The organism is Carboxylicivirga fragile (assembly GCF_050589805.1).
In the GTDB taxonomy this organism is placed as follows: domain Bacteria; phylum Bacteroidota; class Bacteroidia; order Bacteroidales; family Marinilabiliaceae; genus Carboxylicivirga; species Carboxylicivirga fragile.
In genome coordinates, this window is record NZ_JBNGOY010000010.1 from 81,215 (window position 1) to 106,189 (window position 24,975).

21 protein-coding genes are annotated in these 24,975 nt (G+C 38.3%); 15 read left to right on the plus strand and 6 right to left on the minus strand.

Features of this window, described 5'->3' with window-relative positions:
* Window positions 1–86 precede the first annotated feature (86 nt).
* Entirely contained in the window at window positions 87–650 is a 564-nt protein-coding gene (locus tag ACRD7B_RS05965) for a DUF4136 domain-containing protein (RefSeq protein ID WP_430823565.1), read from the minus strand.
* Between the two features lie 111 nt (window positions 651–761).
* Window positions 762–1,325: a phosphoribosylglycinamide formyltransferase gene (purN, locus tag ACRD7B_RS05970; protein WP_430823567.1), complete on the minus strand. Its 564-nt coding sequence runs from the start codon at window positions 1,323–1,325 to the stop codon at window positions 762–764.
* 176 nt (window positions 1,326–1,501) lie between these two features.
* Here purN and ACRD7B_RS05975 point away from each other — a divergent pair, with 176 nt between their 5' ends.
* The 11 genes from ACRD7B_RS05975 (at window position 1,502) to glgP (ending at window position 16,782) form a co-directional block, all read left to right on the plus strand.
* Window positions 1,502–1,738, plus strand: coding sequence for an acyl carrier protein (locus ACRD7B_RS05975; protein ID WP_430823568.1), 237 nt, complete (start codon window positions 1,502–1,504; stop codon window positions 1,736–1,738).
* 28 nt (window positions 1,739–1,766) lie between these two features.
* A complete protein-coding gene (gene fabF / locus ACRD7B_RS05980) occupies window positions 1,767–3,014 on the plus strand; it encodes a beta-ketoacyl-ACP synthase II (RefSeq protein WP_430823569.1) in 1,248 nt (415 codons plus the stop codon).
* A 10-nt stretch (window positions 3,015–3,024) separates the two neighbouring features.
* Complete coding sequence (gene rnc / locus ACRD7B_RS05985) at window positions 3,025–3,756, plus strand: ribonuclease III (RefSeq protein WP_430823570.1); 732 nt, start codon at window positions 3,025–3,027, stop codon at window positions 3,754–3,756.
* 302 nt (window positions 3,757–4,058) lie between these two features.
* Window positions 4,059–5,615, plus strand: a complete 1,557-nt coding sequence (locus ACRD7B_RS05990; protein WP_430823571.1) for a sensor histidine kinase — start codon at window positions 4,059–4,061, stop codon at window positions 5,613–5,615.
* A 3-nt stretch (window positions 5,616–5,618) separates the two neighbouring features.
* Window positions 5,619–6,302: a response regulator transcription factor RprY gene (rprY, locus tag ACRD7B_RS05995; RefSeq protein ID WP_430823572.1), complete on the plus strand. Its 684-nt coding sequence runs from the start codon at window positions 5,619–5,621 to the stop codon at window positions 6,300–6,302.
* Window positions 6,303–6,414: 112 nt separating this feature from the next.
* Entirely contained in the window at window positions 6,415–7,395 is a 981-nt protein-coding gene (locus tag ACRD7B_RS06000; protein WP_430823573.1) for a GSCFA domain-containing protein, read from the plus strand.
* Window positions 7,396–7,596: 201 nt separating this feature from the next.
* Window positions 7,597–9,525, plus strand: a complete 1,929-nt coding sequence (locus ACRD7B_RS06005; protein WP_430823574.1) for a glycogen debranching enzyme N-terminal domain-containing protein — start codon at window positions 7,597–7,599, stop codon at window positions 9,523–9,525.
* A gap of 10 nt (window positions 9,526–9,535) precedes the next feature.
* Window positions 9,536–10,822 carry a glycosyltransferase gene (locus ACRD7B_RS06010; RefSeq protein ID WP_430823575.1) on the plus strand — a complete coding sequence of 429 codons (1,287 nt, stop codon included), beginning with the start codon at window positions 9,536–9,538 and terminating at the stop codon, window positions 10,820–10,822.
* A 15-nt stretch (window positions 10,823–10,837) separates the two neighbouring features.
* The gene (locus ACRD7B_RS06015) at window positions 10,838–12,133 is read left to right on the plus strand and encodes a glycoside hydrolase family 57 protein (protein ID WP_430823576.1); all 1,296 of its coding nucleotides are present in this window, start codon (window positions 10,838–10,840) and stop codon (window positions 12,131–12,133) included.
* 53 nt (window positions 12,134–12,186) lie between these two features.
* A complete protein-coding gene (locus ACRD7B_RS06020; RefSeq protein WP_430823577.1) occupies window positions 12,187–12,501 on the plus strand; it encodes an isoamylase early set domain-containing protein in 315 nt (104 codons plus the stop codon).
* 45 nt (window positions 12,502–12,546) lie between these two features.
* Entirely contained in the window at window positions 12,547–16,782 is a 4,236-nt protein-coding gene (glgP, locus tag ACRD7B_RS06025; protein WP_430823578.1) for an alpha-glucan family phosphorylase, read from the plus strand.
* A gap of 693 nt (window positions 16,783–17,475) precedes the next feature.
* Here the strand turns inward: glgP and ACRD7B_RS06030 are convergent.
* The 4 genes from ACRD7B_RS06030 to kdsB form a co-directional block, all read right to left on the minus strand.
* Entirely contained in the window at window positions 17,476–17,934 is a 459-nt protein-coding gene (locus ACRD7B_RS06030) for a hypothetical protein (RefSeq protein ID WP_430823579.1), read from the minus strand.
* A gap of 62 nt (window positions 17,935–17,996) precedes the next feature.
* Window positions 17,997–18,551 (minus strand): REP-associated tyrosine transposase, encoded by a 555-nt coding sequence (locus ACRD7B_RS06035; protein ID WP_430823580.1) that lies wholly within the window; start codon window positions 18,549–18,551, stop codon window positions 17,997–17,999.
* Between the two features lie 124 nt (window positions 18,552–18,675).
* Window positions 18,676–20,682 carry an alpha-amylase family glycosyl hydrolase gene (locus tag ACRD7B_RS06040; protein ID WP_430823581.1) on the minus strand — a complete coding sequence of 669 codons (2,007 nt, stop codon included), beginning with the start codon at window positions 20,680–20,682 and terminating at the stop codon, window positions 18,676–18,678.
* A 6-nt stretch (window positions 20,683–20,688) separates the two neighbouring features.
* A complete protein-coding gene (gene kdsB / locus ACRD7B_RS06045) occupies window positions 20,689–21,447 on the minus strand; it encodes a 3-deoxy-manno-octulosonate cytidylyltransferase (protein WP_430823582.1) in 759 nt (252 codons plus the stop codon).
* A gap of 174 nt (window positions 21,448–21,621) precedes the next feature.
* Here kdsB and ACRD7B_RS06050 point away from each other — a divergent pair, with 174 nt between their 5' ends.
* Genes ACRD7B_RS06050 through secG form a run of 4 tightly spaced genes read left to right on the plus strand, consistent with a single transcriptional unit; the run spans window position 21,622 to window position 24,748 of the window.
* A complete protein-coding gene (locus ACRD7B_RS06050; RefSeq protein ID WP_430823583.1) occupies window positions 21,622–22,872 on the plus strand; it encodes a sigma-54 interaction domain-containing protein in 1,251 nt (416 codons plus the stop codon).
* 47 nt (window positions 22,873–22,919) lie between these two features.
* The gene (locus tag ACRD7B_RS06055; RefSeq protein WP_430823584.1) at window positions 22,920–23,429 is read left to right on the plus strand and encodes an LptE family protein; all 510 of its coding nucleotides are present in this window, start codon (window positions 22,920–22,922) and stop codon (window positions 23,427–23,429) included.
* 8 nt (window positions 23,430–23,437) lie between these two features.
* Window positions 23,438–24,391: a tetratricopeptide repeat protein gene (locus ACRD7B_RS06060; RefSeq protein ID WP_430823585.1), complete on the plus strand. Its 954-nt coding sequence runs from the start codon at window positions 23,438–23,440 to the stop codon at window positions 24,389–24,391.
* 9 nt (window positions 24,392–24,400) lie between these two features.
* Window positions 24,401–24,748 (plus strand): preprotein translocase subunit SecG, encoded by a 348-nt coding sequence (gene secG / locus ACRD7B_RS06065; protein WP_430823586.1) that lies wholly within the window; start codon window positions 24,401–24,403, stop codon window positions 24,746–24,748.
* Window positions 24,749–24,975 lie beyond the last annotated feature (227 nt).

Genomic DNA, 24,975 nt, shown 5'->3' on the forward strand with positions numbered 1-24,975 from the left:
TGAAGATACTTTAAAAAAAAATAATTCCGTCAGAGATTAAATGTATTAATCAATGACGGAATTAGTGTGCTTGTTATATAGAGTAATTATCTCTTACCTGGTTTGATAGGGTATTTGTACATGATGTTTCGTGCCACGTAAGGTATCTTAGAGGCACGTTTTTTTGGATTTTCTTCAACGGTGTCGGAACCTACACCTTGCCAAATAAGTTGTTTCGATTGGCCATCAAAAACATCAACCACTAAGGTGCCAACATTGTAATCATATTCTTCAATAGTGGTGTAGGATGTGCCCATACCCATTCCCCAACCCCAGCCATAACCGTAGCCATAGCCACCGCCAATGTGGGTTGTATAGGCATTCTTGCCTGTTTTTGCATCTACAACAAGAAATAGCGAAACCACAATCTCCCCATTGTCTTCAACATATTTATAGCCTCTTTTTGTAAACTGCTCTAAAAATGCTTTCTCCCAACGGTCTCTTTCAAATTTGTTGACTATTTCATCGCTGTCTTCGTGCCACCCTAAGAAACTAAATGTTTGATGGGTGTTGAAATCAACTGAGTGGTCATAGTCTGTGGTGATACTCATGCTATCGCAACCCATTAGTATTAAAGCTGCAATAAATGCTGTTGGAATTATTTTCTTCATAATGTGTGTTTTTTTATTTGTTAGGTTAATTTGCAAATATTAGTCCATTTTTTTAGAGTAGAAAATTCACGCTTGATCTTCTATGTTTAAAAATAAACTAAAAGAGTGATTTTAATTTAGGATTTCATTTATAGTTGCAGGAAAATGGGAGTATTCCAACTGATGCACCTTCTCAGCAACATCATCAGCGCAATCTTCTCTTGTTATACTGCATTTCACCTGTTTTATCACCTGGCCCTCGTCGTATTTGTCGTTAACGTAATGGATTGTTATTCCCGATTCCACTTCATTGTTTGCAACAACAGCCTTGTGCACATGCGATCCGTACATGCCCTTGCCTCCGTATTTTGGTAATAGGGCGGGATGTATATTAATTATCTGTTTTGGAAATGCTTCAACATACGCCTTTGGGATTAACCAAAGGAATCCGGCAAGTACAATAAGGTCTGGTTTTAGAGTCTTTAATTCGTCTAAAACGGCAAGATTCTCCACAAACTCTTTTCGACTGAAAATTGAGCAGGGTAGTCCAAGTTTTCCGCAACGTTCAATAACATAGGCTTTTGGATTGTTTGTATAAACCTTGATTATTTCGACCGTTTCATTTTTTTTGAAATAATTAACAATGTTTTCGACATTAGAGCCTGAACCCGAAGCGAAAAGAACTATCTTTTTCATTATCTGTTATTTAAAGCTAGTGTTTTGATCTGATATTTTACACAAAAATAGGAAAAAACATAGGTGAATTTGCATTTTTTTTACACGAAGTTTGAATTATTATCCACAAATGTATTTCTTTGCAAAGTTGTTTAAGAACATTTTATTAGTATTAATTTAAAAAAAAACTTAGAGCTATGTCAGACATTGCATCAAGAGTAAAAGCAATCATCGTAGACAAGTTGGGAGTTGACGAAACTGAAGTTGCACCAGAAGCTAGCTTCACCAATGATTTGGGAGCTGACTCACTTGACACTGTAGAATTGATCATGGAATTTGAAAAGGAATTCAACATTGCTATTCCTGATGATCAAGCAGAGAATATCGGAACTGTAGGTGATGCTATCTCTTACATCGAAGAAAACGCTAAGTAAGAACGAGTAGGATAACTTAAGAGTAGTTATGGAGTTAAAAAGAGTAGTTGTTACGGGGCTTGGTGCCATTACACCACTAGGTAAGACAGTTGAAGAAACATGGACTAACCTAGTTAATGGAGTAAGTGGTTCTGCACCTATTGCTCGATTTGACACCTCAAAGTTCAAAACTAAATTTGCGTGCGAGGTTAAAGACTATGATCCTAAAGAGTATTTTGATCGCAAAGAAGTCCGAAAATTAGACATCTATGCTCAATTTGCTTTAATTGCTGCCGATCAGGCTGTTGCTGATGCAGAGCTTGACTCAGAAGGCATTGACCAAAATGAGGTTGGTGTTATTTGGGGTACAGGAATTGGAGGTATCAAAACGTTTTTAGATGAAGCGGTGGATTATGCAAAAGGGGACGGAACTCCGCGTTTAAGCCCTTTTTTCATTCCGAAAATGATTGCTGATATTGCCCCTGGTCATATTTCTATGAAATATGGTTACAGAGGTCCTAATTTCGGTACCGTTTCGGCCTGTGCTTCATCAACCAACGCAATTGGCGAGGCGTATAATTTAATACGTCTTGGTAAAGCAAATGCATTTGTTACTGGAGGTTCTGAAGCTGCAATTAATGAAGCCGGTGTGGGTGGATTTAACTCTATGCAAGCTTTGTCAACACGTAACGACGATCCACAAACTGCATCCCGTCCATTTGATAAAGGGCGTGACGGTTTTGTGATGGGCGAAGGTGGTGTTTCATTAATTCTTGAAGAATATGAGCACGCTGTTGCACGTGGGGCGAAAATCTACTGTGAAGTAGTTGGAGCTGGCATGACTGCAGACGCACATCATCTTACTGCACCACATCCTGAAGGATTGGGAGCAAAACGAGTTATGGTAAATGCGCTGAAGGACAATGGCATTGATCCATCCGAAGTAGACTATATTAATGTTCATGGTACCTCAACACCTCTAGGAGATATTGCGGAAACCAAAGCTATTAAAGAAGTTTTCGGTGATCATGCTTATAAATTGAACATCAGCTCAACAAAATCCATGACTGGACACCTGCTTGGTGCTGCCGGGGCAATTGAGTCCATGGCATGTATCTTAGCCATTAACAATGATATTGTACCGCCTACTATTAATCACTTTGAAGACGATCCTGATATTGACAATAAGCTCAATTTCACTTTTCATAAAGCGCAGGAACGTAAGGTAAAAGTGGCTTTGTCCAATACATTTGGATTTGGTGGTCACAATGCATCTGTGGTATTTAAAGCATTGTAAAAAAGTAGTTTTGAGTAAAACACTTTTGCACATTATAAAACTTCTTCCTTTTAAAGGGAAGAAGTTTTATGGTTTTATATGGAGCCTAACAGGAATTAGGCCAAAGCGTATGGATGTTTATCGGCTTGCTTTTGCCCATAAATCAGCCATGCAAAAGTCAAAGAGAAAAGAACTTTTAAATAATGAGCGCCTCGAGTTTTTAGGTGATGCGGTTTTAGGTGCAGTAGTTGCCGAAGAACTGTACAATAAATTTCCTCATAAGAATGAAGGATTTCTTACCAAAACACGATCTCGAATAGTAAATCGTTCTTTATTAAATAATATTGCCTTGCAAATGCACCTCGATAAGTGGGTGAAAACACAGGCGCAAATTGATGTGGCACACACAAGCATATTAGGAGATGCACTCGAAGCCCTTATTGGTGCCCTTTATGTTGACCGTGGTTATGGTGCATGTCGTCGGTTTATTACGCGACGTTTAATTCCAAAGTACATCAATCTGCAAAGAGTTGCTCGAAAAGATACCAATTACAAATCCTTGCTAATTGAATGGGGGCAGAAGAATAAGGCCGATGTTCAATTCATTACCGAAGAACAACATGATGCGGATGGCCTGGCTACACGATTTCATGCTAAGATTTTAGTCAATGAAAACTATTCTGGTCAAGGCGAGGGGCTTTCCAAGAAAGAAGCACAACAGCATGCGGCCCATCAGGCATTATTAAAAATAGATACTCCGTAATTATTCAGTATTCCTTCACGTATCTACCTAATTTATCACACTATTACGGGGATTTTAATTTCAATTAGGAGTTGTTTAAGCGAGAGATTCTGGCGCAGATTAGTTTGACATAGCTCTTGATTCAAGGAAAATTATTACATTCACATGAACTTCATGAATGGAAAAGGGTTTTACGTATTAGGCGGTGAATTATTTTAGCTTGAAGCGGCGGTATTGGCCTATAAATGAATAAAGTGAAATAAAACGCTGTTAATTAATGTTAAACGGCTCAATTAATTAAGTTAGCCTGCTATTTTTGTTTTATGAGTAAAAAGTTTATTCTTGCATTAACTATTGTAATGGCCATTGCCCTGATTGGATTAACCTACATCCAAACGCTGTGGATTATGAGTGCGACAAAACTTAAGGAGGAGCACTTTGATCAATTGGTCAGTCTTGGTATGGATGAGGTAATAAATCGCCTCGAACAGGATGAATTGAGTCTTTTAACTCGAAACTCTTTAACCAGTGCTGGTACGAGCAAACTGCCTCCAAATCTTCGTCCGGATAATAAGTATTTTAATCGTAATCAGAATGAGGATCTTTTTGCAGCTGAAGAGGGTTTAAATATTTCTTTAAATCTAAATTTATCAACGCGTCAATATAGTTATTCAACGTATCAGCATGATTCATTGGCTATTTTCAGAGGTCGAGGATCCTTAAGTTCTTATGGAAGAACAGATCCTCTATCAGGCGCAATGCGAGCTATTCAAAATGAAATCCGTGAGCGGATGGATGCCAATAGGAATGAAATGATTAAAACATATCTTCAGGATATTCCCATTGAAAAGCGAATTGATAATTTACGATTGCAGCAATACTTTTTTCAGATATTTGAAGATAAGGGTATTCCTTTTTTATATGAGTTTGCCATCGTAAATTCGAAGAGTGAAACGGTTTTTCAGACCGAAAACTTTGATGCGGAGGGAGCTAATAAACTATATCAGAAGCGTCTTTTTCCTAAAGATATACATGCGAAAGCCAATTACGTTTATGTGCATTTTACTCAAAAACCGAATCCTTTGCTTGAATCCTTGGGGTTGGTAATTCCGTCAGCAGCTTTTACCTTGATAATGATATTTTTATCAATCATTACCATCATAATTATTGTCCGTCAAAAACGATTGGATCAGATAAAGAATGATTTTATCAACAACATGACGCATGAGTTTAAGACACCCATATCAACTATCTCTTTAGCATCTCAAATGCTTAAGGATGGAAGCGTTACAAAAACGCCAAAAACCCTTCAGCACATATCTAGTGTAATACAGGATGAGAGTAAGCGTCTGAGTTTTCAAGTAGAGAAAGTTTTGCAGATGGCCATTTTTGAAAAAGGTAAATCTGGCTTGAAATTGAAGAAAGTGCATGCCAATGATGTGATACATCATGTGACAAATAATTTCAGAATTAAGGTTGAAAATAAACAAGGAAAGATAATTGAGCGCTTAGAAGCAAAAAATAGTATTATATTCGTTGATGAGGTGCATTTTACGAATGTTATTTATAACTTGCTTGACAATGCTGTTAAATACCGAATGGGGGCACCGGTACTATATGTTAAAACATGGAATAAAAACAATGGTATAGTTATATCTGTTAAGGATAATGGCATGGGTATATCAAAGGATAACCTAAAAAGAATTTTTGAGAAGTTTTATCGTGTTCCAACTGGAAATGTTCATGATGTTAAAGGTTTTGGTCTTGGCTTAGCTTATGTGAAGAAGATAATCGAAGATCATGATGGACAAATATCAGTAGAGAGTGAACTTGAAGTTGGCACAAAATTTGAAATATTCCTACCTCTAAAAAATAATTAACGAATGGAAAAAGAATATAGAATACTCCTATGCGAAGATGATGAGAACCTAGGAATGCTTTTACGTGAATACTTGGAAGCAAAAGGTTTAAAAACTGATTTATTGCCTGATGGCGAAGAAGGCTATAAAGCATTTATGGCTAATAAATACGATATCTGTATTTTAGATGTCATGATGCCAAAAAAAGATGGCTTTTCTTTGGCCAAGGATATTCGTATGGTTAATGCTGATGTGCCTATTGTTTTCTTAACGGCAAAATCGTTAAAAGAAGATATTTTCCAGGGGTTTAAAATTGGAGCTGACGATTACTTGACCAAGCCGTTTAGTATGGAAGAATTATTGTTCCGTATCGAAGCTATTTTGCGAAGAACAAAAGGTGGAAATGCTGCTCAAGAATTCTATCAGTTAGGAAAGTATAAGTTTGATACACAAAAGCAACAATTATTATACGATGATGCGGTTATCAAACTAACAACTAAGGAATCGGAGTTATTAAAATTGCTTTGTACGAATGCCAATAAGGTACTTGAGCGTAATTTTGCGCTTAAGACCATTTGGGTAGATGATAATTATTTCAATGCACGTAGTATGGATGTTTATATTACGAAGCTTAGAAAGCACCTTAAAGATGAACCAAGTGTGGAGATTATTAATGTGCATGGAAAAGGATATAAGTTGGTAATGTAAGTATTACTAAGCAAAATTATTTTTTGAACCGCTGCATTATTGTAGCGGTTTTTTGTTTAAATAAAGCTATTTCGTTAACATTGCTTGTGCAGTAAGAATAATAAAGATTTGAATGGATAATTTCAGGACAGAGATTGAGCCTACACCTAGTGATTCAAAATTAAGTTACGATGCTCATATGTTTTTCATGGGTAGTTGTTTTGCAACGAATATTGGAGCGTATTTTCAGCAGACTCAATTTAATGCCTTAGTTAATCCATTTGGAGTATTATATAATCCATTTTCTATAGCTAATGCTCTAGATCGAATGATGGATGAGGATGGACAGTATAAGAAGAGTGATTTGTCGTTTAACAATGGTCTTTGGCAAAGTTTTGATCACCATGGTCAGTTTAATGAGGTAGATGCTGATGCATGCTTAAATGGTATTAATGAGAGTCTTTTGATAGGGCATGACTTTTTGAAAAAAGCAAATATTCTGTTTATTACCTTTGGTACGGCTTGGGTGTATCAATTGGCCGAGAGTGAAAAAATAGTTTCCAATTGTCATAAATTCCCGGCTTCGCATTTTAACCGTTTTTTATCTAAGGTAGATGATATTGTTGGGCTGTATGAAAGACTTGTGTTAAGATTAAAAGAATTTAACCCATCAATTAAGATTGTATTAACAATTAGTCCTGTTAGGCATTGGAAGGATGGGGCACATGGTAATCAATTAAGCAAGTCGATATTGCACCTGGCAGCTGATAGTTTAGTCAATCGATTCGATAATATCACCTATTTTCCTGCCTACGAACTATTGTTAGATGATTTACGAGATTATCGTTTTTATGCCGATGATTTATTGCATCCGTCGAAATTAGCCATTGAGTATATCAAGAATAAATATATTGAGGCATGGCTTGATGATGATGCAAAACAATTTATAAAGAGAATTAGCAAACTGAATAAAGCGCTAGCTCATCGGCCATTTAATAAATCTACCGAGGCTTATTCGCAATTTATTAAAAAAACAGCCACTCAATTAAAGTCATTACAAAAAGAATATTCGAATATTTCTTTGAATAAAATGACTGATTATCTCCCTGAATAAATTACGATTCGAAGGTAATGATGTAAAATAAATGTTAATTTCCTGCAAAGTTGATTTGTTTTACAATGATTATTCATAAATTGCGAATGCAAGTACCAATTAGCAGAATATACTTTAATTGGTAACCTTTAAATTCTTTTCGATTTCAAGTTGAACTTTCCCAAAAAGGGAGTTAACTTTTTGTACCTAATATTTTAGTTTATGAGTATTGAACATTTGGATAAAACCCGATTGATCAATCTGGAGTATTCGCTTTTTAAAGAGGTGCTTAGAACCAATAGAGCTGGAGCCTACTCGAGTAGCTCTATAATTGGCTGTAATACTAGGAAGTATCACGGCTTGCTGGTTGCTCCTATTGAAGAATTGGATAATGAAAGACACGTTTTATTGTCTTCACTTGATGTATCTGTGGTACAACATAACAAGTCGTTTAACCTTGGAATTCATAAGTATGGGGGTAGCCATTATGAGCCTAAAGGGCATAAGTATATGCGCGATTATGAGTTGTATCCTATTCCAAAAGCAACTTATCGCGTTGGTGGAGTTGTGTTGAAGCAAGAGCTTGTATTGGTTGAGCAAACATCGCAAGTGTTACTTCGCTATACTTTATTGGAGGCTAAGTCAGAGACTAAATTGCGATTAAAACCATTTCTGGCATTTCGACATATTCATGATTTAACGCGTCAGAATCTAAATGCTAATACACGTTATGCTTCGGTTGATAATGGTATTAGTTTGTGTCTTTACAAGGGTTTTCCTAGTTTATTTATGCAAGTGAGTAGTGATAACGAATTTGTTGCTAATCCGGATTGGTACAGAGATATTGAATATTTAAAGGAAGAACATAGGGGCTATAATTTTGTTGAAGATTTGTATGTGCCTGGGTATTTTGAATTTGATATAAGTAAAGGTGAAAGCATCGTATTTGCTGCTGGAACTGAAATGTCAGCTGTTAAAGGTTTGAAGGCTAAATTTACGAGAGAAGCTAAGAAAAGAGTGCCTCGTAATGGTTTGCTAAATAATTTACTTAATGCTGCCCAGCAATTTATTATTTGTAATGGTAAAGAGTGCAAGTTGATGGCGGGTTACCATTGGTATGGGCCGCGTTTGCGCGATACACTAGTAGCTTTACCAGGTCTTACAGTGTTTCAGGAGGATAAATCAAATTTCGCTGCCATTCTCGATAGTGCAGTAAAGGATATTAAAAAAGAGTATCTCGAAAATGATTTGTTTGCTGCGAAAGATATTGATGTGCCATTGTGGTTGTTTTGGACACTCCAAAAGTGCATAGACTATTGCGGAGTGGCTGATTTATGGGAACAATTTGGGCCAGTATTAAAAGACATTTTAAATCTATATAGAAACTTACAAACTGAGCAATGTCATTTAACTAGCAAAGGACTCATTTACGCTAAAGTTGAAAATGTGCCTTTAACCTGGATGAATGCTATTGTAGATAATCAACCGATAACGCCGCGTTACGGCATGCCAGTTGAGGTAAATGCCTTATGGTACAATGCTTTGATGTTTTCTTTAGATCTTGCCAAAGCCAACGGGGATTCAAACTTTGTTGATGAATGGCAAGCTCTAGCCGAGAGTGTTGGTAAAGCCTTTATTCAAACTTATTGGATGGAAGATGTAGCGTATCTAAAGGATAGTGTTGATGGAGATAGCTGGGAGATGGAGATTCGTCCGAACCAGATTATTGCAACTGCCTTACCTTATTCTCCATTGAATTTGGATCAAAAGAAAGCGATAGTTGATGTGGTTAAAAAAGAATTGTTGACGCCAAAAGGTATCCGAAGCTTATCGCCACAAGATCCAAAATATAAAGGTGTTATGGAGGGCGATGTTAGGCAAAGAGACCTTTCGTTGCATCAGGGAACTGTTTTCCCATGGTTAGTTTCATTCTTCATTGATACTTACTTATTTGTTCATAAGCGTGGAGGCTTGACTTTTGTACAACGCTTATTGGAAGAGTATGAAAGGGAATTAGGAGAACATTGCTTAGGGACGATATCAGAAGCTTATAATGGGAATCCGCCACATACCGCTAAGGGTTCGGTGTCAATGGCTTGGAATGTTGCGGGGATTTTGAGAGTGCTAAAAGAATTAGAAACTTACGAATAAAATTACTTCTATGAGGGTACTCATGTTTGGATGGGAATTTCCTCCTCATATCTCAGGAGGATTAGGTACGGCCTGTTACGGTCTTACCAAAGGTATATCACATATATCAGATTTGGATGTGATTTTTGTTGTTCCAAAAGCGTTTGGTGATGAAGATCAATCATCCATGAAATTGGTGGGTGCAAACGATATATCTATAAAGCATCGACAGATTGAAGTAAAACAATATTCGAAAACACTGGAGTACATTGAAGTGAATTCAAAATTAGTTCCCTATGTTGATCCTGAAGAGTTTTGGACACTCAATAGTTCCGAAGTTAGTAGCTCGCGAAAGTTTGTAAAAACAGATGAGCATGGAAGAGTTGCCTTTACAGGAAAGTACGGTGCCGATTTGCTACAGGAAATAGCCAATTATGCCGTAGTAGCTAATGTAATTGCTCAGGATAATACGTTTGACTTGATACATGCGCACGACTGGCTTACCTATCCAGCCGGTATTGCTGCTAAAGAAGCCAGCGGTAAGCCATTGGTAGTTCATGTGCATGCCACTGATTTTGATCGAAGTGGGGGAAGTGTTAATCCAACTGTTTTCGACATTGAGAAAAGAGGTATGGAAGCGGCTGATAAGGTAATTACAGTAAGCAATCTTACCCGGAAAACGGTAATTGAGAAATATGGCATTTCTCCGGAAAAAGTTGTTACGGTTTATAATGCCGTTGAGCCTACTGTTAAGAAGAAAGAACAGCCTTTCAAGAAAAATGTGGATGAGAAGATTGTAACGTTTTTGGGTCGAATCACCATGCAGAAAGGTCCGGAGTATTTTATTGAGGTAGCTAACGAGGTGTTAAAACGGGTAGATAATGTGCGATTTGTAATGGCTGGTTCGGGCGATATGATGGAAAAGATGATTCGTCGTGCAGCCAGTTTAAAGATCATGGATAAATTCCATTTCACTGGTTTTTTAAAGGGCGATGATGTGTTTTCGATGTTGCGCATGAGTGATTTATATGTGATGCCATCGGTTTCTGAACCATTTGGAATATCTCCGTTGGAAGCCATGCAGAGTTCTGTTCCTGTTCTTATATCGAACCAATCGGGAGTTGCCGAAATATTAACCTATGCCATTAAAACCAACTTTTGGGATATTGATGCCATGGCCGATGCCATACACGGAATTATTAGTTATCCTTCCTTGTCAGAAATGTTTGTTAAGCATGGGCGAGAGGAAGTGGACAATTTAAAATGGGAGAAGTCGGCTCGCGACGTTAAAAAAGTATATGAAAGTGTGTTAAATTGATTGAAACCATAGATTATGAGAAATGTTTGTCTCTATTTTCAAGTACATCAGCCTTTTCGTTTTCGACGTTATCGTTTTTTCGATATAGGTCAGGATCACTATTATTACGACGATTATACCAATGAATCCGTACTTGAAAAGGTAAAAACTAAATGTTATTTGCCAACCAACGAGTTATTGCTAAAACTTATTAAAAAGCACAAAGGGCAATTTAAAGTTTGTTTCTCCATTTCAGGTGTGGCCATTGATCAATTTCGACTGTATGCGCCCGAGGTACTCGATAGCTTTAAGGCTTTGGTCGATACCGGTCATGTTGAATTGTTAGCTGAAACTTATTCTCACTCTTTGGTAGCATTAAAAGATAAAGATGAGTTTAAGAAACAGGTTAAGCTTCATGTTGATACATTGGAAGAAACCTTTAATTATACACCAAAGGTATTTCGAAATACAGAGTTGATATATTCTGATGCCATCGGTCAGATGGTTAATGAAATGGGCTTTAGTGGTATGATTACTGAAGGTGCCAAGCACATACTTGGATGGAAGAGTCCAAACTTTATGTATTGCAATGCCATCAATCCTAAATTGAAGGTGCTGTTGAAGAACTTCATATTAAGTGATGATATAGCTTTTCGATTTGGCAATAAAGGTTGGTGCGAATGGCCACTCACCACTAAGAAATATGTGGATTGGTTGCTGAGAGTCGACGAGAAAGAAGAAGTTGTAAATCTCTTTATGGATTACGAAACCTTTGGTGAACATCAGTGGAAAGAAACTGGCATCTTTGAGTTTCTTGAGGGCTTACCTAAGGAGATACTTAAATCAAAGGAGCTTGAATTTGCAACGCCGTCTGAGTTAGTGAATGAGCTGCAGCCAGTATCAGCAATTCATGTACCCAACCCAATTAGTTGGGCGGATGAGGAGCGTGATTTAACAGCCTGGTTAGGGAACGAGATGCAACAAGAGGCATTTGATAAGCTCTATTCTCTTTTACCTAAAGTAAATCAGTGTTCGGATAAGAAACTACTTACTGATTGGCGCTACCTTCAAACGAGTGATCATTTTTATTACATGAGTACAAAATTCTTCTCAGATGGAGAGGTACATGCTTATTTTAATCCTTATGAAACACCTTACGAGGCCTTCATTAATTACATGAATGTGTTAAGCGATTTTTCGTTGAGACTAAATGCTGAGGTGCCAGAGTCAGGATCAGAGCAAGACATTGCTAACCTGACTAAAATAATTAAGAAAAAAGACGAAAAGATTCAGAAGCTTGAAAAGCGCCTTAAGAAAACAGTCAAAAAGTAATTTGAAAACAACGCACACATAATCAACCTTATTATTCCTTTAAAATTATTGCGATGAGTATCAAGAAACAATTTTTGAAGAGTCGTCCTGAGTGCAAAGTGACTTTTAAGTTAGACAGTACTGAGGCCGTAAAAAATGCGGAGTCAATTAGTATCGTTGGAGATTTTAATAATTGGGATGCCAATGATATTGCGATGGATAAATTAAAGAATGGAACTTTTACAAAGGTTTGTTATTTAGAACAAGGCAAAAGCATTCAGTTTAGGTATTTGATTGATAATGAAATTTGGGTGACCGAAGAGGAAGCTGATGGCTACGCCGATACTGGTATGGGCGACCAGCAAAAAAATGCTGTAATTGATTTATAGTTTTTGGCAATAGTGTCTTATTTCTGATTGATAAAAATGGTAGGTATGATAAGTAGCTTTTTAAAGCCTGACTATGTATTTGAGACGAGTTGGGAAGTGTGTAACAAGATGGGTGGAATACATACGGTATTGGCCACTAAAGCACAAACATTGGTGCAGGAGTTTCAGGATAAGGTCATTTTTATCGGCCCTGATGTGTGGAGAGGAAGTACTACAAATCCTGAATTTATACAAGATATTAAACTGTTTGCCGATTGGCGAGAAGAGTTAGCGCAGGAAGGAATTTCGGTTCGAATTGGCCGATGGAAAATTGTGGGCGAACCGGTGGTTGTGCTAGTCGATTTCACACCTTTTGTGCAAATGAAGGATGATATCCTGGCTAAATATTGGGAGTGGTTTAAAGTAGATAGTTTAAGCGGTCAGTGGGATTATATCGAGTCAGTTCTTTTTGGATACGCTTCAGGAAAGGTGGTTGAGAGTTTTTATCGTTTTAAATTAGGTTTGAATGATAAAGTAGTGGCTCACTACAACGAGTGGATGACTGGTTCAGGTGCTCTATACTTAAATAAGGCTTTACCACAGGTAGGTACTATTTTTACTACGCACGCTACGGTAATTGGTCGTTCACTGGCTGGTAACGGATATGCTTTCTACGATAGCTTAAGCGATTTTGATGGTGATGCCAAAGCACAAGATTTACATGTAGAGGCCAAACACTCTATGGAGAAGCAGACGGCACTTAATGTAGATTGTTTTACCACTGTTTCGGAAATTACAGCACGAGAGTGCCAGCAGTTTCATGGACGCCAAATAGACGTTGTTACTCCCAATGGTTTTGAAGAAGATTTTGTGCCGAAGGGAAAACTCTTTGATGAAAGACGAAAAATTGCTCGTGATAAATTAAAAGCCGTTGCGCAAGCTTTGTTAGGTTATGAATTAAAGCCCGACACAGTATTTGTGGCCAATAGTGGGCGATATGAATATAAGAACAAGGGCATCGATGTATTTATGGATGCTCTAAAAGAGTTAAATGAACCAAATGTTATTGACCGCGATGTTGTGGCCTTTGTACTTATTCCTGCCAATACCTATGGGCCTCGTAAGGATTTGATCGATAAACTGGAGAATCCGGATAATAATGATGTACTGGAGAATCCATTTTTGACGCACGGCCTAAATGACATTGGTTACGATCCTATCATCAATAAAATTCAGGATATTCATTTAAATAATGAGCAGGCCGATAGGGTTAAACTCATCTTCGTACCTGCCTATCTTAATAACGATGATGGCATCTTTGATATACCGTATTACGATGTGCTGATAGGGATGGATTTAACCGTATTTCCTTCTTATTATGAACCTTGGGGGTATACGCCTGTTGAGAGTTTGGCTTTTCAAATACCAACCATCACGACAAGTTTGGCAGGTTTTGGTTTGTGGGCTAAGCAGTTTTCGAAAGGGATTAATGATGGTGTAGAAGTGCTACACCGTAACGATGATAACCACATGGAAGTAGCTCACGGTGTTAGTGAGGTAATTCAAAAGTTTATTCATCTTTCCGATGATGATATAAAGATTGTTAGAGCAAAGTCACAACAGCTGGCTCAAACAGTACAATGGAATACTTTGATTAAGCATTATTTTAGTGCTTATGATATGGCTTTGAAAGCAGTAAGTAACAGAAAAGATAATTTAAGTCCAGTGTTAAAAGAAGCAAGGGTTAGAATAAAGCCACAGCCATCTGTGCAACCGATATGGAAAAAAATAATCGTTAAGTCAAAATTACCAGAGCGTTTAGCTGTGTTACATGAGCTGAGCCACAACCTTTGGTGGTCGTGGAATTATCAAGCGGCAGATCTTTATGAGGAGATTGACGAGGAATTGTGGATTGAAGTTAAGAAAAACCCTATGCTCTTGCTAGATAAAGTGTCGTATGAACGCTTGCATGAGTTGGCCGAGGATGAATCATACATCAAGAAAGTTGATAAAGTCTATGCCATGTTTCAGGCTTATATGAAACGTCCTTTTACTGATGGACCATCAATTTCCTATTTCAGTATGGAGTATGGAATTAACGATATTCTTAAAATCTACTCAGGTGGCTTAGGTGTTTTAGCTGGTGATTATTTGAAAGAAGCGAGCGATTGTGCTGTTAATATGGTAGCCGTTGGTTTATTGTACCGATATGGTTATTTCAAACAAAGTCTCTCGCTAAAAGGAGAGCAAATGGCATTGTACGATGCACAGGAGTTTTCGAACTTACCGCTCGAAGAAGTGCGAAATGAAGATGGTACTTCGGTTGAGGTGGAAATTAATATGCCAGGTAGAACTGTTTATGCCAAGGTTTGGAAAGCAATGGTGGGGCGTATTCCTCTTTACCTCTTAGATACTGATGTGCAAAACAACAATCAGGCAGATAAAGATATAACCCATAGTCTTTATGGTGGCGATTGGGAAAATCGTTTGAAGCAGGAAATATTACTCGGTATGGGTGGTATTCGAATGCTCAATCACCTAAAAATTAGGAATGAGATATACCATTGTAATGAAGGTCATGCGGCTCTGATTAATATTCAGCGCATGCTCGATTTGATGGGATGTAAATTCACCTATCAGGAAGCAATGGAATTGGTACGTGGCTCGTCTCTATTTACCACGCATACACCAGTGCCAGCAGGACACGATAAGTTTGATGAAGATTTATTACGTATTTACCTGCGTCATGTACCTGAAAAGCTTATGATATCGTGGGATGACTTTATGGATCTTGGTCGTGAAAATCCTGGTGATAAGCACGAGAAATTTAGTATGAGTAACCTCGCTGCCAAGACTTCGCAAGAAATGAATGGCGTGAGTTGGTTGCATGGTGAAGTGTCAAAAGATATGTTCCAGAATATGTGGAAGGGCTTTTATCCGAAAGAGTTGCACATCGGTTACGTAACCAATGGAGTTCATTACGGTACATGGACAGCTAAGGATATGCGCAAGTTTTATGAGTCGCAGTTCGATGATGATTTCATGAGTGATTTGGCTAATAAATCGTATTGGGAGCATATTCAGAGTATTTCGGATAGTAAGATTTGGAACATTCGCCTGGGTTTAAAAACCAAGTTGATGGATTATATAAAGGATCGAACCAATGAAAATATGGCAACGATCCATGCCGATCCGGCTACGGTTTATGAGGTGCTCGAGCGATTAGATGATAAGGCACTAACCATTGGTTTTGCAAGGCGTTTCGCAACTTATAAAAGGGCTCATCTTTTATTTACCGATACAGAACGTTTGGCTAAGATTGTGAATAATCCTGATCGTCCGGTTCAATTTATTTTTGCTGGCAAGGCACACCCTGCCGATGGAGGCGGACAAGCCTTGATTAAACACATTGTTGAAATATCGCGTCGACCTGAGTTTATAGGAAAAATCGTATTTCTTGAGAATTACGATATGGATTTGGCAAAGCGTCTGGTAAGTGGTGTTGATGTGTGGATGAATACACCAACACGACCATTGGAGGCGTCTGGTACATCTGGTCAAAAGGCTGAAATGAATGGAGTACTTAACTTTAGTGTGCTGGATGGCTGGTGGTACGAAGGTTATCGTGAGCAAGCTGGTTGGGCATTAACGGATAAGCGAACCTATAAAAATCAGGACTATCAGGATGAATTAGATGCAGCTATAATTTATAGCATTCTCGAAAATGATTTGATACCTGATTATTACAATCAGGATGAAGATGGTCTTTCAAAGACATGGTTACAGTACATCAAAAATTCGATAGCACGTATTGCACCGGATTATACTACCAAGCGAATGATGGATGATTACCGTTCGAAGTTTTATAATCCATTACAAAAACGTTTTAAATCCTTGGTTGCTGATGACTATAAGTTAGCGCGTGATTTGGCTGCCTGGAAACGTCGCGTATTAGTTGGCTGGGATGCCGTGGAAGTGCTTGATATGGAAGTGCCTGATATTGGCAAACAAGAACTGGGTATCGGCGATGCCTACCATATTCGTGTAGTGGTTGATTTGAAGCAGCTGGCCGATATTGATCTTGGACTTGAAATGGTAGTGGCCGATGCTGGCGAGGACGAAGCCTCAACCATGGTGCATACCGAGCCATTCGAAAAAGTTAAGGTTGAAGGTACCAAGGTGCATTTTGAACTCAATCACGTATTGAACTTGCCGGGCGTATTTAAGTTTGGTGTACGCATGTTCCCACATCATGAAAAATTGCCACATAAGCAGGACTTTGGCGTGATGCGTTGGTTGTAAGTTATTGTAGAAATTAAAAAAACAACAAAGCTTGCTTAATTAAGCAGGCTTTGTTGATGAATAGGATGTTATTGGGTGTTTTGCTGTTGTTTGGATTCATGTCAGAGGTGTTGGTGTCAGGTTCTAGGGGCATTGCTTTGTAACTGCCTCACATTAAATATCTAGCGCTCGAGTAATTCATGTCACGCGCTTGTGGAACCTTCTTGCACTGGTGTATGGGACTTTCCCGGCTTTGTGAAAGCTTCTAGCACTTGTGTAATGCCAATCCCAAACTTGTGAAACCTTCTTGCAGTGATGTATTATACTTTCCCATGTTTGTGAAAGCTTCCTACACTGGAGCAATACCCTTCATACGTTTGTGAAAGGTTCATGCACCCGAGTAATGACGATCACCTGTTTGCGATGCATTCTTACACTCGTGTTTTAGCGTTCTTCCATTAGCGAAAGTGCAAAAAGTAAAATTGCCGCTTTGATTATATATTAAAGAGGGCGCACAGCTCCTGTGCGATTTTTCCGCATTGTACTTTGCCTTACAACTAATTCAATATTCTAAACCCCTTCAAGCTTAAGTATTGAAAATTGGCGAAGTCAAATTTGTAGTTGCGGCTCATTAAATTTCATTGATTATAGAACGCGATGCAATCGCGCACTAGCTTAGGTGTATCTTTTTTAAAAGCGCGATATAAGGGCTTACTAGTGTTGAGTTAGGACTTCTTTCAGTCTTTTGTTTTCAGCTTTTAGGAATAGGTTTCCTAAAATAGTGATGCCTAAGAATATTGAAAATAATATAAGATTAAACTTATGAGATGTTTTTAATTCCCATCCTTCAATATAACTTACCATTGGCAATTGTTGATTGTACATTATGTTTAGACTTTCTTTATGTAGTCCAACTTTATCAGCAAATGATTGTTTGTCAACAATAAGCTCGTTAGTGTACAGCTTATCATTGATTTCATATTGGTAACTTATAATATAATTTTTAGAGTCGTTGTTTTTATTAGTATAGGAAACTGTAGATGTCGATATTTTGTTGAAAGTGAATGTTTCAATAAAAACATTTTGAGTAATAATTTGATACGATGTTTGTATCCAAAAATATCCAAATAGAATATATCCAAGGATAATAATTGTTGTAAAAATATATCTCATTCTCTTTTATGTAATTCTTTGCTCCCCTAGCTCCCGCGCGAATCTTTCGCGTGGTTTAAATGCTATCTTAAAACTACAATATTTTTCAAAACTCCTTGCTCCCCACTATAATCTCTTGCACTACTATACACATAGTCTTCTGGATAGAAAACTAGACCTTCTGCAACAGGGTTATTATGGATGTAATTTATTTTCTCATCAATTACTTTATTGCTCCAAAGCTCGATAGGTTTGTTGTCATGTCGCCAAAACTGATATCTACTAACATTCGATGTTTTGTTTCCAGCTTTTTCGAATTGCTCAAGCAACCAGTCTTTTCTACTTTCTTTAGGATTTTCTTTTATGGCTTTCACAATTACCTTGCTAGTGAACCGTTTAAAATCACCCAGTAATAATTCAGGTTTTTGATCTTTTATACTTCTGAAAACCAAATGAACATGGTTCGTCATTATGCACCACGCAAAAATCTCCATGCCTTTTTCCTTCTGGCAATAGTGCAGGCTGTCAATTAATATGTTCTTGTATTCATTTCTTGTAAATACATCGAGCCATTCAACAACGGCAAAGCTAACAAAGTACACTCCTTCTGGATTATAGAATTTGTAGTTACGGCTCATTGTTTATTGTTTTTTAAGAACGCGATACAATCGCCCACTAGCATTTTCTTTAAAAAAAAATGTTTGTTTCACTTTTGCTCGTAGCTCCCGCGCGAATCTTTCGCGTGGTTTATCAGTTATCTTTTTAATACACCCTCTTTATCTCCTGCTTTTTCAAAACCAAACAGGTTCGCGATGGCAGATACAGCAATATCTGATGTTGCTTGTTGTGTTGGTAGAGTTCAGATTTGTAGGTGTGGTATTTCGGAACCCGATTAAATCCCCCAAACTCGCCATCATCGCTTGATAATATTAACTGATGTTTGCCAGGAGCCACAGGTATACCGTAGCCTGTAAACGAACTCTCCGGGTTGAAGTTGTAAACAAACAAATAATCACCACGACTATAAGCCAATACCTGATCAGGATCATTGTCGAAACGATGAATTAATTCATGCTTTATGAGTTTTTCTTTTGCAAATAAACTGATGATGGCTTCATCGAAATTGTTGAGTTGTTGAAAGCGCAGTTCTTCATTTTCAATCAACGACCATTGACGACGCGCATATTTGTACGAGCTATTGTTGCCTGCTCTTGGGAAATCGATCCATTCGGGATGACCAAATTCGTTGCCCATAAAATTGAGGTAACCACCCGAGGCGGTTGATAGAGCTATTAAACGAATCATTTTATGTAATGAAATCGCTCTGTCGATGATGAGGTTTGGCTGATCAATAGCCATGTTGTCGTAAATCTCCTTATCCGCCAGGCGGAAGAAAATGGTTTTGTCACCCACCAAGGCCTGATCGTGCGATTCGGCATAGTTGATGGTTTCTTCTTCGATGCGGTGCTGGCTCAGTTCGTGGTATATCTGCCCAACCGACCAATCTTCGTCCTTCTTTTCTTTGATGAGTTTGATCCAGAAATCGGGAATACCCATTGATAGGCGGTAGTCAAAACCAATGCCGCCATCACTAATGTTTGCTGCTAAACCTGGGTAGGCACTCATTTCTTCAGCAATAGATAGGGCATATGGTTTTACCTCATGAATCAATTGATTGGCCAAGGTAAGATAGATGATGGCATGTGGATTACTCACTCCTCCAAAATAGTCGGCATATCCCGTAAAGTCTTTCTCCAAACCATGATCGTGGTACAACATACTTGTAACACCATCGAAACGGAAACCATCGAAGTGAAACTCTTCCAACCAATATCGGCAATTAGACAGAAGGAATTGCAGTACTTCATTTTTTTGGTAGGAAAAACATTTCGAATCCCATGCCGGATGATCTTCATCTTCGAAATACAGTGTGCGATTGCCATCGAATAAACCCAAGCCTTCCAATTCGTTTTTAACCGAATGTGAATGCACTATGTCCATTATTACAGCTATGCCTAGTTCGTGTGCTGCATCTATCAAGTGTTTCAATTCTTCAGGTGTTCCAAAGCGGGAGCTGACAGCGTAATAATTAGAAACATGGTAACCAAAACTACCATAATAAGGGTGCTCTTGAATGGCCATAAACTGAATGGTATTATAACCAAGTGCTTTTATTTTTGGAAGTATGTTAGTTCTGAATTCGTTGAAGCTGGCTACTTTCTCATCTTCAGAGGCCATACCAATGTGCGCCTCATATATTAGCGGAGTAAAGGTGTCACGTTGAATGGTGAAATCATCATCAGTCCATTGAAAATCAGCATCAGGTGACCAAACTTGTGCATTGTATATTTTCGTTTCCGGATCTTGAATGATTCGTGTGGCGTGTGAAGGAATACGGTGACCTTCACCGCCATCCCATTGAATTAATAACTTGTATAGGTCACCATGTTTCAGTACCGAACCTTTTATTTCTAACTCCCAAATCCCACCATCCTTCTGTATAAACTGATAGTTCTGATTAGCCTTCCAGTTAGATAATTCTCCAATTAAATAGATATGGGTTGCATTAGGTGCCCATTCGCGAAGCACCCAATTGTCACTTTTTCGATGTAAGCCAAGGTAAGAGTGTTGCGAGGCAAACTCGTAAAGGCTGCCGCGTAACTCGTTAATTTCGTCAAGTTTATTTTCGAAGCGAGTTTGTTGTTCCCTTAACTCTCTTTCATACGGCTTTAAATAATTATCAATTTTAATTAGATTCGGCGTGGTCATAGGCTTTTAGATTAATCCGGATTGTAATAGTTTTTCAAGATCCTCAGGTGTGTCTATCGATATGGCTTCCTGATTACTTTCTTCCACTCGAATTTGGTAGCCATTCTCCAGCCAACGTAGTTGCTCCAGAGATTCTACTTGTTCGAGTTGACCATACGGAAGTTGAGTTATTTCATTTAGTACGTCGGCTCTATAGCCATACAACCCAATGTGATTGTAGTATTGATGCTTGTTTATCCATTCATCCTTATCAACACCACGAAAAAATGGGATTGGAGAGCGACTAAAATACAAGGCTTTTTTATCGGCACTCACCACTACTTTTGGTTTGTTTTCGTTAAATAAGTCATCACTTTTGCCAATGGGTTTTACCAAGGTAGCCAGTTGTGTTTCTTTATCGTTAAAACATGCAGCCACAAGAGCAATTTGTTCAGGACTGATAAATGGTTCGTCGCCCTGAATGTTAAGCACCGCATGAAAGCTGAGTTGCTCAATAGCTTCTACTTTTTTCAAAGCTTCGGCGCAACGATCAGTTCCGCTTTGATGATCGACTGATGTCATCACTACCTTACCGCCAAAATTGATAACTGCTTTTTCGATTCGCTCATCGTCGGTAGCAACATACACATGTTCAAGTTCTTTTTTGGTTTGCTCATATACACGTTGAATCATGCTTAAGCCTCCAATGTCAGCCAAAGGTTTGCCAGGGAAACGAGTTGAACCATAACGGGCCGGAATAAGTCCTAATATTTTTTGTGTCGACATACGTTTTTAAATAATCTATATGAGGTAAATTTAAGTATAATTTTGTCTGAGCGAGTCTCTCAAAAAAAATGTTTTCTTTATTCCTGTAAAAAAGCTTGAGAATTGTAACTTTGTCAGGTTATACTGCAATTATTGCAGACTATTTTGTAGATCATGTTAAAAAGCAAATAAGTAATGGATATTCAACAAATCAAACAAAGGTTTGGCATCATAGGGAACTCATTTGGCTTAAACAGAGCCATTGATGTTGCTGTGCAGGTTGCTCCAACTGATTTAGCTGTTTTAATAAGCGGAGAATCCGGTACGGGTAAGGAAGTGTTTCCACAGATTATTCATCAGATGAGTGCGCGTAAGCATGGTTCGTATGTTGCTGTTAACTGCGGTGCCATACCCGAAGGAACCATCGATTCGGAATTATTTGGTCATGAAAAAGGCGCATTTACCGGAGCATTGACAGACCGGAAGGGTTATTTTCAAGAGGCAGATGGCGGGACTATTTTTTTGGATGAAATAGGCGAGTTGCCCTTGTCGACACAAGTACGCTTGCTGAGAGTGTTGGAAACAGGTGAATTTATGAAGGTAGGTTCATCTAAAGTACTAAAGACTGATGTGCGTGTAGTTGCTGCAACTAATGTAGATATGGATACCGCGATAAAAGAGGGCAAATTCAGAGAGGATTTATTCTATCGCCTAAATAGTGTGCCAATTAAGATGCCGCCTCTACGCGAACGTGCCGAAGATATCTATCTATTGTTCCGGAAGTTTTCAAGTGATTTTGCTAACCGTTATCGGATGCCGGCTATTCGCTTAAATGCTGAGGCAAAGGATTTGTTGATGGGTTATCGTTGGCCAGGTAATATACGTCAGTTAAAGAATATAACTGAGCAAATTTCGGTGATTGAGCAGAAGCGCGATATTGACGGAGAAGCGATAACACAATACTTACCATATCATTCAGGCGATAATTTACCAGCCATAATTAACTCGAGTGGAGATAGTAAAGCAAAATCTGCTGATTTTAATACGGAACGAGAGATTCTGTATAAGGTGCTTTTTGATATGAAGAAGGACATGGGCGATTTGAAGAAGTTGGTGCATGGATTAATGCAAGAGGGTAATGTTACAGCTCAACCCGAGCATGCCAATATTATTCAGAAGCTTTATCAGAGTGAAGATGGTGATTTTGTTCCTGAAAAGAATGTGCAATCAATAGGTTATCCGTCAGCTGCTCCAGCCGAAAGTAATGTGATTGAAGATACCGAGGAGTTTGTTGAAGAGTCATTATCTCTGGCGGATAAGGAAATAGAATTAATAAAAAAGGCACTTGATAAATACAATGGCAAGCGCAAGCAAGCGGCTAAGGATTTAGGTATTTCGGAGCGTACTTTGTATCGTAAGATCAAAGAATATAAGATAGAAGGATAGATAAGATATATAGTTTGAGCTCATTAGCTCTTGAAAAATAAAATTAGATGGCATATTTAAAAACAACTTTGATCGCACTTTTAGCTGTGGTACTCCTGAAATCCTGTTCAGTAAGTATGACAATGAGTGGAGCATCAATCCCCGAAAATATTCAATCATTCTCTGTTCAGTATTTCGATAATAGGGCGCCCTTAATTAATCCGACTCTAAGTCAGGAAATGACCGAGGGCTTAAAAGATCGTGTAACCAATGAATCCAGATTGAAATTGGATGCAAACACTGGAGATGTTGATTTCTCGGGACAGATTACGAATTACAATGTACGACCAATGGCTATTCAGGCCGATGCCTTGTCGGCTGAAACACGTTTGACAATGACCGTTAAGGTGCGTTATAAAAACTACAAAGATCCTAAAGCTAATTGGGAATCGTCGTTTTCTGCGTTTCGTGATTTTGAATCGTCGCAAAACATCAATGCAGTTGAGGCAGACTTAACCAAGGAAATGATTGAAGAAATTACCGAAAACATCTTTAACAAGGCTTTCGCCGATTGGTAGTTTAGTATATGAACAAAGCCCAGTTTTTTGACCTAGTGTCGCAGCCCAATAAGGTAGATGAAACAACACTTTCGTCGCTTAGCGAAATCGTAGATGAATTTCCATGGTTTCAGTCGGCTCGTATGCTAAGGGTTAAGAATCTGCATGTACTCGATCATGTTCGTTTTAACAGTGAGCTGAAGCAAACGGCGGCATACATAGTTGATCGGCAGCGCTTATATGATCTGGTTCATCAGCAAGAGCTGGAGCCTGAATTAGAGGATGCGGGCAGTAAAGAGCTTGATGTTGAGCCAAAAGATAAAAAGGAGTCTGTTGAAGCAACAAGAGAAGAAGTTGTTGTTTCTGATAAGCGCTCATCTTCCGTAGGTTTAACTACAAATGTTAGGTCGGTAGCCGATTATTTCCAAACAGACGATGTGTTTGAAACTAATGATGGAGTTGGTGTCGATTTTTCTAAAATTTCGGCTGCAGATAAGCCAGAAGAAGATGAGACAGAAATGGTATTGCCAAGTGCGGATTTTTTAGGATACGATTCGTCGGATTTTACGAACTATCAATTAAAAGAAGCGCTTGATCCGGAAGAGATTGAAGAGGAGAATCGCTCATTTTCTGGTTGGTTAAATGTATTGCGCCATGCGCCAATACCAAAAGATGAGGCAGAAGAAAAGCCAGTTCCCAAGAAATCGCAACAGTTGATTGATAATTTCTTAAATGTTGAAGCGCCTCGTATTGTTGCGAAACCGGTTGAAAAAACAAAGCCCGAAAGTAATGATAGGCACGAGAATAGCATTCAAGAAAACGATGATTTATTATCCGAAACATTGGCTAATATCTATATCAAGCAAAAACATTACGACAAGGCGATTGGGATTTATGAAAAGTTACGTTTGAAATATCCCGAAAAAAATGTTTACTTTGCCGAGCGAATTAGCGACCTAGAAAAATTAATTAATAATCAATAAATCGAAGATATGTCATTTATTACTATACTAATCGTTTTAGTTAGTGTCTTTTTAATTCTTATCGTATTGGTACAGAATTCTAAAGGTGGAGGATTAGCCTCAAACTTTTCAGCTTCTAACCAAGTGATGGGAGTTCGTAAAACGACCGACTTTCTTGAGAAAGCAACTTGGACTTCAGCTGGTGCACTGCTAATATTGTGTTTTGTTGCTGTTATGTTCGTTGATAAAGGAACCATTGGAGCTGCCGAAATTGATGAGAAGGTAAATGCTTTACCAACTCAGCAAGAAATGCCTGCTTTCCCAACACCTGCTCAAGGAGAACAAACGGAAGGTGATGCAACTGAAGACGGAGAATAGTTTTTAGAAGTATAAGATATTAAAGAGTGTCAAACCTAAGGGTTTGACACTTTTTTTATGTCTTTTTTTTAAGTTAAATTAAGGATCGCATCTTTATAGCCCACATTGCTATAAAGATGCGATCCTTAATTTCGGACCTCGGACTATAGGCTTCGGACTAATTAAGCAAATTCAATCTGTCAGGTAGGAGCGTTAAACTCGCTCAATTTTGTCAGTGTTAATGGCAT